The sequence below is a fragment of the Aeromonas sp. HMWF015 genome (genome assembly GCF_963878965.1).
Taxonomy (GTDB): Bacteria; Pseudomonadota; Gammaproteobacteria; order Enterobacterales; family Aeromonadaceae; genus Aeromonas; species Aeromonas veronii.
In genome coordinates, this window is the sequence record NZ_CAWNZT010000432.1 from 17071 (window position 1) to 30583 (window position 13513).

Consider the following 13513-nt stretch of genomic DNA (forward strand, 5'->3'; position numbering starts at 1 on the left):
CCAATAGTTGCTATGCCCTCGAGATAAAGGGGATTGTTCGCCCCATGTGCTGCCCAGGTTGTCAGGCTGTAGCAGAAACCATCATGGAGTGCGGTCTCGCCAGTTACTACGATCACCGCACTGCCCCCGGCACCAAGGGGGATCTGGTACCCGAAGAGCTGGCCGCCCTCACCCACTACGATCTGGCAGAAGTGCAACAGGAGTTTGTCACCGATAGCGGTACCCTTCGCGAAATCCAGCTGACAGTAGAAGGGCTCACCTGCGCCGCCTGTGCCTGGCTTATCGAACGCCACTTGATGACCCTTGACGGCCTGCGCTACATCAACGTCAACACCACCACCCACCGGGCCCGCATCAAGTGGGATCCGGACCAGCTCTCTCTGAGTGACATCCTCAAGGGATTTGCCCAGATCGGCTATCGTGCCTATCCGTTCCAGACCCATCAACAGGAGGCACTCTACGCCAAAGAGGTGCGCAGCTATATGTTCCGGCTGGCACTGGCAGGGCTGGGCTCGATGCAGGTGATGATGTGCGCCGTGGCCCTCTATATGGATCTCTTCATCAGCGTTGAAGATGAGTTCATGGTCTACTTCAAGTGGATAAGCCTGCTGCTTTCCACCCCCATCATGATCTACTCGGCCCAGCCCTTTTACGTGGGTGCCTGGCGCAGCCTGAAACAGGGCCATCTGTCGATGGATGTGTCGGTGTCACTGGCGCTGATCGGTGCCTTTGTTGCCTCCATGTGGGCCACCGTGTTCAATACCGGTGAGGTCTATTACGACTCCATCACCATGTTCGTCTTCTTCCTGCTGCTGGGACGCTTTCTCGAGTTGCGAGCCCGGCGCAAGGCGTCGGAATCGAGCTCTAACCTGGCGCGACTGGTGCCCATCATGGCGACCCGCATCGATGATGAAGGGGAACATGAAGTAGCGGCCAAAACCTTGCAGGTCGGCGATCGGGTGCGGGTACTAGCCGGTGCCACCTTGCCGGCGGATGGCATCATTGTCGAAGGACAAGCCAGCCTCAACGAATCCATGCTGACCGGTGAACAGCTGCCCCTGTTCAAACAGCCAGGTGATCAGGTCTATGCCGGCACCATCAACACTGATGCCCCGCTGCAGATCCGGGTCAGCCACCGTATCGAAGAGTCGCGGATCGCCCAGATCATGCGGCTGCAGGATCATGCCCTCGATGACAAACCGGCCATCGCCCAGATGGCGGATCAGCTGTCGCGCCACTTTATTCTGGTGCTGCTGATCATTGCCGCCGCGGTCTGGACCTTCTGGCACTTCCATCAACCGGATCAGGCGTTCTGGGTCACCCTCGCCGTGCTGGTTGCTACCTGCCCCTGTGCCCTGTCGCTCGCGACCCCGACGGCGCTGACCTCGGCCACCGCCAATCTGACCCGCAACGGCATTCTGCTGCGCCGTGGTCATGTGCTTGACGTGCTGACCAAGGCAAACCGGATCGTGATGGACAAGACTGGCACCCTGACCACAGGTGAGATCAGTCTGACCGGCACCACCACCTTGGCAGAGATGGACGAGACGCAATGCCTCGCCATCGCCCGGGCCATGGAGGCGCAATCCGAGCACCCCATAGCTCGCGCCTTCCGGCTGCCAGCCGACAGCATCGCCGTGCTGCCATCCGCCCGCGAAATCACCCCGGTCATCGGTCACGGCATCACAGCGCTGGTGGATGGCGTACGCTACCGCATCGGCAGTGCCCGCTGGCTTGGGCTGGATCCTGCACAAGAGCAAGGCCGCGGTCTGGCTATCTATCTGGCCAACGAGCAGCAGGTATTGGCCCGCTTCAATCTGGAAGATACCCTGCGCCCCGATGCCAGGGCGCTGATCGCGGCATTCAAGGCAGCAGGTCTGCAAACTACCGTGCTGACTGGTGACAGCTCTCTGCAAGCAGACGAGATTGCCCGCGAGCTGGGAGTGGATGAGCTGGTCAAGGGGGTCTCACCCGATGGCAAGCTGGCCTACCTCAAGGCCCGGGAAGCCCAGGGGGATATCAGCATCATGGTGGGCGATGGCATCAACGACGCCCCGGTACTGGCCGGGGCTCACGCCTCGTTTGCCATGGCTGGTGGCACCGATCTGGCGAAAAACAACGCCGACGCCATCCTGCTGGCAGATGACCTGAGCCGACTGCTCGAGGCCAGAGTGCTGGCAATGCGTACCCGCAAGATCATCATCGAGAACTTCGCCTGGTCCATCGGTTACAACCTGCTGGTGCTGCCGCTGGCAGCCTGCGGCTGGCTGCCCCCCTATCTGGCTTCGGCGGGCATGTCGCTCAGTTCACTCATCGTGGTAACCAACTCCATGCGCCTCAACCGATGAGGCTGGTGGCGGAAAATAGCTGAAAATGTGGCCTGCCTCCGATGCAGGCCACATTTCTCACTGATAGCGGCTGGCCCCCTGCCCGAACAGGGTTACCATAGGGGACGCTTGCCAAGGATGAACGCCAAGGTACCTCTCATGAATATAATTTTTGTCCTGATCCCCATCGCCATCCTGTTTGTGATCATCGCCGGGGTCGTCTTCTTCTGGGCCATTCGCTCCGAGCAGTTTGAAGATCTCGACCGGCAGGGTTCCAACATACTGTTTGACGAAGAGCAACCTGCCCACAAACCCGTAAAGCCTGCTGACCATGACCCACAACCTTGATCTGGCAGGCGCCCTGCTGGTCGGACTGGCAGGCTCTGCCCACTGTATCGGCATGTGTGGGGGGGTCTCTGCCGCGCTCTCCATGGCGATCCCCGCCAACAAGCAGCATTTTTGGGGGCGACTCGCCTATCTGCTCAACTACAACCTCGGCCGGATCCTGAGCTATGTCATTGCAGGTGCACTGGTGGGCGGCCTGCTCGCCACCACCAGCGAGCTGGGCGCAGGCAAACACGCTATTGCCGGCTTGCGTCTCGTGGCAGCGCTATTGATGATTGCGCTTGGTCTCTATCTGGCGGGCTGGTGGCAAGGGATCCTGCTGCTGGAGCGGCTCGGTGCCAGACTTTGGCCCCGTATCAAACCGCTGGCGGGCAAATTTATCCCCTTCACCTCACCTGTGCAGGCACTGCCCTTTGGCATGGTGTGGGGCTGGCTCCCCTGCGGGTTGGTCTACTCAATGTTGACCTGGAGCGCAGCGGCCGGTTCGGCCGGCGGCGGGGCACTCATCATGCTCTTTTTTGGTCTCGGCACCCTGCCCACCCTGTTTGCGTTGGGGGGGCTTGCCGATCGCCTCAGATACTGGCTCACCCTGCGCAGTTTGCGCCTTGGCGGTGCCCTGCTGCTCATTTTGTTCGGGGTGCATACCTTCTGGATTGGCATTGCTTCCTTTTGAAACCCTATCCAAAACGGATGAGTTGATGGTAAACTTGTTTGATATAAATCAATTATTCGTATGAGCCTATGATCCCGGAAAAGAAACCTGGCAGACGTATCCAGAGCGGTGGCTGTGCAATTCATTGCCAGGATTGCAGCATCAGTCAGCTCTGTATTCCCTTCACTCTGAACGACAACGAGCTTGATCAGCTGGACAGCATCATCGAGCGCAAGAAGCCGATCCAGAAGGGTGAAGAGCTGTTCAAGGCTGGCGATGAGTTCAAATCGCTCTATGCCATCCGTTCCGGGACCATCAAGTCTTACACCATCACCGAGCAAGGGGATGAGCAGATCACCGCGTTCCACCTCGCGGGAGATCTGGTCGGTTTCGATGCCATCCACAAACAAGCACACCCCTCCTTCGCCCAGGCGCTGGAAACCGCCATGGTGTGCGAGATCCCCTTTGAAGTGCTCGACGATCTCTCCGGCAAGATGCCCAAGCTGCGCCAGCAGATCATGCGTCTGATGAGCAACGAAATCATGGGCGATCAGGAGATGATCCTGCTGCTCTCCAAGAAGAATGCTGAAGAGCGCCTCGCCGCCTTCCTGCACAATCTGTCGGTACGTTTCTCCGAGCGCGGTTTCTCCGCCAAGGAGTTCCGTCTCTCCATGACCCGTGGTGACATTGGCAACTATCTGGGACTGACCGTCGAGACCATCAGTCGTCTGCTCGGACGTTTCCAGAAATCCGGTCTCATCAGCGTCAAAGGCAAATACATTACCGTACTGGATCAGGTCGCGCTGGGCATGATGGCCGGAGCCACTCGCCCGCCCTGCGGCTGATTATTCCGCTTACCCTCCTGCTTTCCCTGCCGGATCCTTTCCTCTGGAATGTGATCCGGTACGTTCCCCATACCCTCCTCCTGCGCTAAGCTGTAATGGCTAAGATTCTGCTGTCATTGGACTTTTCCAAGGAGGAGAAGATGGTCAAATATCAGAATATTCTGGTGGTTATCAATCCAGAAGAGGAGCGTCAAATCGCCCTCGAACGGGCAGTCAAAGTCGCCGAGCTGGACGAAAACGCCCATCTGACCCTGCTGCTTACCATCTATGACTTCTCGTATGAAATGACCGCCATGCTCTCGGTGGACGAGCGGCAAGAGATGCGCGACGGCGTCATTTCACAGCGACGTGAGTGGCTGGACGAGATCCTGACCCCCTATCGGGCACAGGGGATCGAGTGCGAAGTGAAAGTGGTCTGGCACAATCGTCCCTTCGAGTGCATCATTCAGGAGGTGCTGGAGCAGCGCCACGATCTGGTGGTCAAAGCCACTCACCATCACAGCTTCCTGCAAACCTTCATCTTTACTCCCACCGACTGGCACCTGCTGCGCAAATGCCCCTGTCCGGTGCTGCTGGTCAAGGAGGGTCACTGGCAACGGTGCGGCAACATCATCGCCGCCATCAACTGCTCAAGCGACGATCCGGATCAGAAACTGCTCAACGAACGGATCACCCAGGAGGGAAGCGATATCGCCGAGCTGCTGGGCTCCAACCTCTATCTGGTCAACACCTACCCGGGCACCCCGGTCAACGTGGCCATCGAGCTGCCGGAGTTTGATCCCAACGCCTACAACGAAGCTATCCGCAAACACCACGAAAGCCTGCTGCTAAGCCATGCCGACAAGTTCGGGATTGGTCATCTCTGGACCCGGGTAGCAGAGGGGCTACCGGAAGAGGTATTGCCGGATATGGCCGAAGAGCTCAAGGCGACCCTGATGATCATGGGCTGCGTCGGCCGTACCGGGCTTTCTGCAGCTCTGCTCGGCAATACCGCCGAACATGTGATTGACCGCCTCTCCTGCGACATCCTGATCCTCAAACCGGCGGACTACAGCTGCCCGGTCGACAGTCGTCGCAAACAATCATAAGGTGCCTGGCACCTTGCCCTCCCCCGGGACATGGCTATAATAACGCGCTTATTTGTGTCCCGGGTTTTACGAGCATGCTAGAAGAGCTGAACGCCAAAGAAAAATACAGTTTCAACAAACTGCAAAAGCGCCTGCGGCGCAACGTAGGTCAGGCCATTGCCGACTTCAACATGATTGAAGAGGGCGACAAGGTCATGGTCTGCCTCTCCGGCGGCAAGGACAGCTTCGGTATGCTCGACATACTGATGAGCCTCAAAGCCAGCGCCCCCATCCATTTCGATCTGATTGCCGTCAACCTGGATCAGAAACAACCCGGTTTCCCCGAGCATGTGCTGCCCGAATACCTCGCCTCACTCGGCATCGAGTACAAGATCGTCGAGGAAGATACTTACTCCATCGTCAAGGATAAGGTACCGGAAGGCAAAACCACCTGCGCCCTCTGCTCACGGCTGCGCCGCGGTATTCTCTACCGCACCGCCCAGGAGCTGGGTTGCACCAAGATTGCCCTTGGCCACCACCGTGATGACATCCTGGAGACCCTGTTCCTCAACATGTTCTATGGTGGCAAGCTCAAGTCCATGCCGCCCAAGCTGGTGAGCGACGATGGCAAGAACGTGGTGATCCGCCCGCTTGCCTACTGCAAAGAGAAAGATCTGGTGCGCTACGCCGAGGTGAAAGCCTTCCCCATCATTCCGTGCAACCTGTGCGGTTCGCAGGAGAACCTGCAGCGTCAGGCCATCAAGCAGATGATGCAGGATTGGGATCGCCGCTTCCCCGGCCGGATCGAGACCATGTTCACCGCCATTCAGGACGTGATCCCGAGCCACCTGCTCGATCACAAGCTGTTTGACTTCAAGAGCATCAACCGTGACTCCGGCATCATTGATGGCGGCGACAAGGCGTTTGATCCGCCCGAGATGCCAAAAGCCCCGCTGCTGGACATCGACGAGATGGACATGCTGGATGTGATTGAAGTGCGCTAAGCCGCGCTCACATGGCAAATGCCACGCAATAAAAAGGAGCGATGATCGCTCCTTTTTGCTTTCTCTATCTGCCTGTCACTGAGATAACAGCCCCACCGGCATCAGCCCTTGTGCAGCCAGGGGGTCAAGCGCAGCACCTCACCCTGCAGGCGCAGTTGCCCCGCGGCGAACGCGGCCAGCTGCTCATTGCTCAGCAGCAGGTGGCCTTCCTGCCAAGGCAGTGCCTCCTGACGGGCGCCATCAATCAGATAAGCGGTACCGCTCTGCTGCACTAGGGTAATGCGTACCCCTTCCATCTTCGGCAAGAAGTGTTTGCCGACCATACCCGCCATCTTGTCGAGCAGCGACTGCATCTGCTGCTGACGGGCCGCCAGATCGGCCAGTGGCAGCTCGGGCCCGTTTGGTGCATCGGCCATCACCTGTACCGCCATATCACAGCTGGTATGAGGCTCTTTGAGCGTGACCTGCACCATCCCTTTGTCGAGGTTGAGATCATCATCGAATGGCAGTCGCAGTTCGCTGTCTACCGTCACCTCGGCGGCGACCTCCTTGTCCTGCGTCGATACCCGCGCAGAGACCAGGCCGCAGCGCTGACCATTTTGTGGATCGGTCAGATAAAACCCCAATCTGGCGTGACCAAACTCCCCTTTGGCAAAGGTCTTCATCTGGCTGTAGAAAGTGCTGTATTGCAGATCCAGTACCGGCTCTGCCAGCGCCAGTCCAGGCAACAGGAGACTGGCCAGCAGACTCTGGCGCAAGGCCTTGGTCACTCCATATCGACGGGTCATTCAACATCCTTTTGCATCATGCATTGAAATGGTTGGGGCCTTCTGTCACCTCGTTAACCTCTACCCCCACCCCACAGAGATCGCGATAGAGGATCCCCTTGCAGTTGAAATAGAGCGGTGCCACCCAGATAAGCCCCAACCCCATGGGGATCAGAGCCAGGAAGAAAAGCGCGGTCATCACGCCGTGGAACAGCACTATGCTGGGCCAGCCGCGCGCAAAGAGCTTGAGAGAGACCAAAATGGCCTGGGGCGGCGTCAGGCCACGCTCCAGCACCAGCGGTACGGTAAAGAGCAGCCCCATACCGATCAGGGCCGAGGGAATGAAAGAGAGCACGGCGGGCAATCCCAGCAGATCGAACAGCGGGCCAAACAGGCTGGTGAGCAGGCTGCCAAGCAGGCTCAACATGCCTAAGCGCACAAAGTGGCGGAAGAAGTCGAACACCTGGTTTGCCCGGGCGCGCACACCGACCGACTGCTGCAACCCCAGCATATCGAGGGAGCTGGTCATGGGGGCCATCACCACCGTCATCAGCAGGCTCAGCACCATGGCCACATTCATCTGGCTGTCATCCCCCAGATAGGGCAACAGCAGCACATTGCTGAGCAGGATCCAGATCGCCGTCACCCCGACAATCGCCAGCAGCAGGCCAAATCCGGTACGGCGGGTCTGTTGCCATCCCTCCTGGATGACCCCTTTCAGATCAAGGCGGTAGCCCTGGTTCAGAGACTGCTCAAGGGAGCCGCCAATACGCATTTTATTACTCAATTGACTATCCAATATCGAAAACGACCAAATCAGGTGGCACATTATAGCGATTTGGTCTGCTATTCGTAGCCGTTTTTCCTGCGCACTTGCGGCTATTTCGAGCCAAAAAGCCTTTAATTTCATGTGTCGGCTGCATAGAATGCGGCCCTCTTTCAACACGATGGCCACTGGCTGGGGTGAGACTGGCGGATGATGAACAATCCACAGGTAATTGTCGCGCTGAACAAGATCAGCAAAAAATACGATGGCAAGGTGATCCTGAGTGACCTTGACCTTGAAATCTATGACGGTGAATTTCTTACCCTGCTGGGCCCCTCCGGCTGTGGCAAGACCACCCTGCTGCGCCTGCTGGCCGGGCTCGAATCGGTCGATGGGGGCACCATCCATCTGGCCGGTGACGAGATCACCCATATCCCCGCCGAACACAGGCACATCAACACCGTGTTCCAGAGCTATGCGCTCTTCCCTCATATGACGGTGTTTGAAAACGTCGCCTTTGGCCTCGAGATGCAGAAAGTACCGGCCAGCGAGATCCGCCAGCGGGTCGAGGAGACCCTCGCCATGGTGCAGCTCACCGAGCTGGCCAATCGCCGCCCGGATCAGCTCTCTGGCGGCCAGCAACAACGGGTCGCCATCGCCCGCGCGGTGGTCAACAAGCCCCGCCTGCTGCTGCTCGACGAATCCCTCTCGGCGCTCGACTACAAGCTGCGCAAGCAGATGCAGAGCGAGCTCAAGGCGCTGCAACGTCGCCTTGGCATCACCTTTGTCTTCGTTACCCATGATCAGGAAGAGGCGCTCACCATGTCAGATCGCATCCTGGTGATGGAGGGGGGCAAGATCATCCAGCGCGGCACCCCGCGCGATATCTACGAATCGCCAGCCAACCTGTTCGTGGCCCGCTTTATCGGCGAGATCAACGTGATGGATGGCAAGCTGATCAGGCAGCGCGAACCCGGTATCTGGCAGGCCGAGGTAGAAGGTCGCGAATGCCTGCTCCATACCACCTTGCCGTTCCAACCAGACGACAAGGTGCTGGTGCTGCTGCGCCCGGAAGATCTGCGCATTCTCGATCAGGATGACGATCAGAGCGGCGCGCTGCGTGGCAACATCCGCGAACGCAACTACAAGGGGGCGACGCTGGATTCGGTGATCGAGCTCGACAGTGGCAAACAGCTGCTTATCTCCGAGTTCTTCGACGAGGATGACCCCGATTTTGACTACCGTCTGGGTCAGGAGGTGGCAATCCACTGGGTCGACAGCTGGGAGGTGGTGCTGCCCTATGAGCCTCACTAATCTGCGGGTACCGCACAGCTTTGCCCACAACGGCTTTCGCAACACTGCCATCGCGCTGATCCTCGGCTGGCTGACGCTGTTTGTCTTCCTGCCCAACCTGATGATCATCGGCGTCAGCTTCCTGACTCGTGATGAGTCCGAGCTTATCGCGCCGCTCTTTACCCTGAGCAACTATGGCCGTCTGCTGGACCCGCTCTATTTCGAGGTGCTGCTCCACTCCCTCTGGCTGGCGCTGCTCGCCACCGCCATCTGCCTGCTGGTGGGCTACCCCTTTGCCTGGCTGCTGGCCCATCTGCCAGCGCGTATCCGCCCGCTGCTGCTGTTTCTGGTGGTGGTACCGTTCTGGACCAACTCCCTGATCCGTACCTATGCGCTGAAAGTGCTGCTCGGCACCCGGGGGCTGATCAATGGCTGGCTGCTGGATCTGGGGCTTATCGAACGGCCGTTGCAGATGATGTATACCGAGGTGGCCGTCATCATCGGGCTGGTCTATGTGCTGCTCCCCTTTATGGTGCTGCCGCTCTACTCCAGCATCGAGAAGCTGGATGGCCGTTTGCTGGAGGCGGCGCGAGATCTTGGCGCCAACGGCTGGCAGCGGCTGGTGCGGATCATTCTGCCCCTCACCCTACCCGGCATCATCGCCGGTTGTCTGCTGGTGTTCCTGCCCGCCATGGGGATGTTCTATGTCTCCGACTTGCTGGGTGGCGCCAAGCACCTGCTGATCGGCAACCTGATCAAGACCCAGTTCCTCAACAGCCGTGACTGGCCCTTTGGCGCCGCCATCAGCGTGATGCTGACGGTGCTGATGGCGCTGTTGGTCTACTGCTACTGGCGGGCGGGCAAGCTGCTCAGCAAGAAGGGGGAGCTGGCATGATGCGCGCACTGAAGGCTCTGTTCCTGCTGCTGGTGTTTGGCTATCTCTATGTGCCCATCGGGGTGTTGATCGCCAACTCCTTCAACCTGTCGAAATATGGCATCGACTGGCGCGGCTTTACCCTGGGCTGGTATGAGAAGCTGTTTGCCAGCGCCAGCCTGATGCAGGCGGCCCAGCACTCCCTGACCATCGCTGCCCTCACCGCCACCGCGGCCACCCTGATCGGCACCCTCACTGCCGTGGCGCTGTTTCGCTATCGCTTTCGCGGCAAGCAGTACGTGAGCGGCATGCTGTTCGTGGTGATGATGTCCCCCGATATCGTCATGGCCATCTCCCTGCTGACCCTGTTTGTGGTGACCGGCATTGCGCTGGGCTTCTGGTCGCTGCTGATCGCCCACATCACCTTCTGCCTGCCGTTCGTGGTGATCACCGTCTACTCGCGGCTGTGCGGTTTTGATGTGCGGATGCTGGAAGCTGCGCGGGATTTGGGGGCTGGCGAGTGGATCATCCTGCGCCGCATCATACTGCCGCTGGCGCTGCCGGCGGTGATGGCGGGCTGGCTGCTCTCCTTTACCCTGTCGCTGGACGACGTGGTGGTGAGCTCCTTTGTGACCGGCCCGGCCTACGAGATCCTGCCGCTCAAGATCTACTCCATGGTCAAGGTGGGGGTCTCCCCCGAGGTCAACGCCCTGGCCACCCTGATGCTGGTCGCCTCCCTCGGGATGGTGCTGCTGGCGCAACTGTTACTGCGTAAACGGCAGGGTTGACCCTGCCCGTTTCGTCCCCGCCACCTTTGGCGAACTCTGTCACGGTGGGCCGCTAGGCCCCATAACCCCAAGGAGTTGTTGATGACAATCCAACACAAGGCCGGCGCCCTGCTGGCAGCCGCCCTCACCCTCACCACCCCGCTGCTGAGCCAGAGCGCTCACGCGGCCGACGACAAGGTGGTCTACTTCTACAACTGGTCGGAATATGTGCCGGACGGCCTGCTGGAGCAGTTCCAGCAAGAGACCGGTATCAAGGTGATCTACTCCACCTACGAATCCAACGAGACCCTCTACGCCAAGCTGAAAACCCATGGCGACGGCTATGACGTGGTGGTACCCAGCACCTATTTCATCTCGAAAATGGCCAAAGAGGGAATGCTGCAACCGCTGGATCGCGCCCAGCTGCCCAACTTCAAGCACCTCGACCCCACCCTGCTCAACCATGAGTACGACCCGGACAACCGCTACTCCATCCCCTATATCTGGGGCGCAACCGGGATCGGCACCAACACCGACATCATCGAGCAACCGGTTACCAGCTGGAAACAGCTCTGGGCGCCAGAGTGGAAAGAGAGCCTGCTGCTGATGGACGATGCCCGCGAGGTGTTCCATATCGCGCTGGTGCAGCTGGGCTACAGCCCCAACACCCAGGACAAGGCGCAGATCGCCGAAGCGTTCGAATACCTGAAAAAGTTGATGCCCAACGTCAAGGCGTTCAACTCCGACAACCCGGCCGACCCCTTTATCGCCGGTGAGGTCAATATCGGCATGCTGTGGAACGGCTCGGCCTACGGCGCCCAGCGCGAATACCCCTCCATCCAGATGACCTATCCCGAAGAGGGAGCGGTACTCTGGATGGACAACCTCGCCATCCCGGCCAAGGCCAAGCATGTGCAGGAGGCACACGCTCTGATCAACTTCCTGATGCGCCCCGATGTGGCCGCCAAGGTGGCCGAGGCGATTGGCTACCCCACCCCGGTCAAGGATGCCATTCCCCTGCTCACCCCGGCGTTTCGCAACAACACCATGGTCTTCCCGAGCGACGAAATCAAACGCAAGGGCGAATTCCAGTCCGATGTGGGGGACGCCTCCCGCCTCTACGAGCAGTACTTCCTGCAGTTGAAAGCCATGGTGGCCAAGGCCGGTTAAGTCGGCTTTTAAGCGACCCTTATGGGGTCAATTGATGAAGGGGGCAAACGCCCCCTTTGTCGTCTTTCGGATCTGCGACGGCTAACCACAACGGCACACCGATCGACATATGGCGCTCCTCGTGCCGAACGCACATCAACGCCCAAGAACGTTCATGCTTGTGCATATATGTATATATGTGTACATGTATGCACATTTCTTCTACACTAAACTCAAGTTAACATTTCACGCGCCAGACAGCTGTCTGGCGCTGACTACATCAGGAGGAAATATGGCTAACACTGCACAAAAAGCCCTGAAAAATTGCGCCATTGACCCCAGCAAGGCGCTGCCTGTGGTATTCCGTATTCTGGATAAATGGCACTGCAATACGGATGAACAGCTGAAACTTCTTGGCATTTCATCCCGTTCAACATTGAACAAATACAAGGAGTCAAACGGCGGGATCCGTCTGACCGTGGATATGCAAGAACGGATGAGCTACATCCTCAATATCCACAAGTGTCTGAGGATGCTATTCAGTGCCGACGACAGCATCTACGGCTGGGTGCGTAAACCCAACAGCCACCCCTTCTTTGCTGGGCGCAGCGCGATGGACATTATGAACGCGGGTCGCGTGGCTGATTTGTATGAAGTGGCCACCCGCCTGCATGCCTGGCGCGGGGGAATGGCCTGATGCAAGAGCCGCCACTGATTGAACTCAAGGGGGAGCGAGCCTATCGGATCATTCCAAGCCGCTACCCCACCATCGATCTCTATGAAGACGTGGCCAATGCGGACGAGCTGGAGGCCGTCTGGGACATCGAGTCACTGACCAATGATCGGTTGAATGAAGAGGCGGGTGACCTGTCGTTGGTACCAAAAGAGGATTGGTTGGTGGGGCTAAATGGCAGCAGCTATGTAATGGCCGCCTTTACCCATATAAACCCGGAAGGAGCCCGATTCACCACTGGCGATTTCGGCGGTTACTACTGCGCCCCCCTGCTCGATACTGCCATCAAAGAGACGGTCTATCACCAAGAACGAATATTCGGCTACACCAACGAACCAGCTCAGAAAGTGCAGATGCGAGTGCTCTATACCGAATTCAACGCCAAGCTGGTCGATATCACCCGCTCGGAATTTCTCTCCACCCCGCTTTATCACGCGACCAACTATGGTCAATCCCAAGCTTTTGCCCAAGAGCAGAAAACCCAGGGGATGGACGGTATCCACTACCGTTCTGTGCGCCACAGCGGTCATAACTGCCATGTGCTCTATCGCCCCCGTCTGGTCACCAAGATCCACCAAGTCCAGCATCTGGAATACCACTGGAATGGCAGTTCCATCGCCAATGTGCTGGAGATCAATTTATATGGAGAGTAATCATTTAACATTAAAGCACAAAATAAATGCACGTTTGTTAAATTTACTTTTTTAAATAAAAATCCACTTTTAAAGTATCAGTTTACGAGAAAGTTAAAGACATGGATATACAGATAACTGTTGCATTAATAGCTGCAACCGCATCATTCTTGGGACTTTTAATTAGTAAAGAACAAAGAGTGTCTGAATTTCGTCAGGAATGGATAAATATGGTCCGCATTGACGTAGCCTCTTTAATTGGCCAAGCAAGTCACTTGGCAAACTCTTGGGC

The 13513-nt window shown here is 58.0% G+C and carries 14 protein-coding genes; 12 read left to right on the plus strand and 2 right to left on the minus strand.

Annotated features, from left to right (window positions below; all coding sequences use genetic code 11):
• The 6 genes from AACS18_RS22320 to ttcA form a co-directional block, all read left to right on the plus strand.
• Positions 1 to 2348, plus strand: a 2348-nt coding sequence (locus AACS18_RS22320) for a heavy metal translocating P-type ATPase (RefSeq protein WP_258228797.1), incomplete at its 5' end; no start/stop codon positions are given.
• Between the two features lie 138 nt (positions 2349 to 2486).
• Positions 2487 to 2675 (plus strand): cbb3-type cytochrome oxidase assembly protein CcoS, encoded by a 189-nt coding sequence (gene ccoS / locus AACS18_RS22325; protein ID WP_005336630.1) that lies wholly within the window; start codon positions 2487 to 2489, stop codon positions 2673 to 2675.
• Positions 2659 to 3345 carry a sulfite exporter TauE/SafE family protein gene (locus AACS18_RS22330; protein WP_108613359.1) on the plus strand — a complete coding sequence of 229 codons (687 nt, stop codon included), beginning with the start codon at positions 2659 to 2661 and terminating at the stop codon, positions 3343 to 3345. The genes ccoS and AACS18_RS22330 overlap by 17 nt, the downstream gene beginning before the upstream one ends.
• Before the next feature lie 68 nt (positions 3346 to 3413).
• Complete coding sequence (locus AACS18_RS22335; RefSeq protein ID WP_005336632.1) at positions 3414 to 4169, plus strand: FNR family transcription factor; 756 nt, start codon at positions 3414 to 3416, stop codon at positions 4167 to 4169.
• A gap of 140 nt (positions 4170 to 4309) precedes the next feature.
• Positions 4310 to 5257 (plus strand): universal stress protein UspE, encoded by a 948-nt coding sequence (gene uspE, locus AACS18_RS22340; protein WP_108613360.1) that lies wholly within the window; start codon positions 4310 to 4312, stop codon positions 5255 to 5257.
• A gap of 74 nt (positions 5258 to 5331) precedes the next feature.
• Complete coding sequence (gene ttcA, locus AACS18_RS22345; protein WP_108613361.1) at positions 5332 to 6240, plus strand: tRNA 2-thiocytidine(32) synthetase TtcA; 909 nt, start codon at positions 5332 to 5334, stop codon at positions 6238 to 6240.
• A 101-nt stretch (positions 6241 to 6341) separates the two neighbouring features.
• Here ttcA and AACS18_RS22350 read toward each other — a convergent pair whose 3' ends face one another.
• Both AACS18_RS22350 and AACS18_RS22355 read right to left on the minus strand, forming a co-directional pair.
• Positions 6342 to 7028, minus strand: coding sequence for a DUF2987 domain-containing protein (locus tag AACS18_RS22350; RefSeq protein ID WP_108613362.1), 687 nt, complete (start codon positions 7026 to 7028; stop codon positions 6342 to 6344).
• Positions 7029 to 7044: 16 nt separating this feature from the next.
• The gene (locus AACS18_RS22355; protein ID WP_005351939.1) at positions 7045 to 7782 is read right to left on the minus strand and encodes a hypothetical protein; all 738 of its coding nucleotides are present in this window, start codon (positions 7780 to 7782) and stop codon (positions 7045 to 7047) included.
• Positions 7783 to 7983: 201 nt separating this feature from the next.
• Here AACS18_RS22355 and potA point away from each other — a divergent pair, with 201 nt between their 5' ends.
• From potA to AACS18_RS22385, 6 genes are all read left to right on the plus strand, one after another.
• Complete coding sequence (gene potA, locus AACS18_RS22360; protein WP_108613363.1) at positions 7984 to 9087, plus strand: spermidine/putrescine ABC transporter ATP-binding protein PotA; 1104 nt, start codon at positions 7984 to 7986, stop codon at positions 9085 to 9087.
• Complete coding sequence (potB, locus tag AACS18_RS22365) at positions 9074 to 9961, plus strand: spermidine/putrescine ABC transporter permease PotB (RefSeq protein WP_042062327.1); 888 nt, start codon at positions 9074 to 9076, stop codon at positions 9959 to 9961. The genes potA and potB overlap by 14 nt, the downstream gene beginning before the upstream one ends.
• Entirely contained in the window at positions 9958 to 10728 is a 771-nt protein-coding gene (gene potC / locus AACS18_RS22370) for a spermidine/putrescine ABC transporter permease PotC (protein WP_005336644.1), read from the plus strand. The genes potB and potC overlap by 4 nt, the downstream gene beginning before the upstream one ends.
• Before the next feature lie 81 nt (positions 10729 to 10809).
• Positions 10810 to 11877 carry an extracellular solute-binding protein gene (locus AACS18_RS22375; protein ID WP_108613364.1) on the plus strand — a complete coding sequence of 356 codons (1068 nt, stop codon included), beginning with the start codon at positions 10810 to 10812 and terminating at the stop codon, positions 11875 to 11877.
• 271 nt (positions 11878 to 12148) lie between these two features.
• Positions 12149 to 12553 (plus strand): MbcA/ParS/Xre antitoxin family protein, encoded by a 405-nt coding sequence (locus AACS18_RS22380; protein ID WP_108613365.1) that lies wholly within the window; start codon positions 12149 to 12151, stop codon positions 12551 to 12553.
• The gene (locus AACS18_RS22385; RefSeq protein WP_108613366.1) at positions 12553 to 13242 is read left to right on the plus strand and encodes an RES family NAD+ phosphorylase; all 690 of its coding nucleotides are present in this window, start codon (positions 12553 to 12555) and stop codon (positions 13240 to 13242) included. The genes AACS18_RS22380 and AACS18_RS22385 overlap by 1 nt, the downstream gene beginning before the upstream one ends.
• The last annotated feature ends 271 nt before the right edge of the window (positions 13243 to 13513 follow it).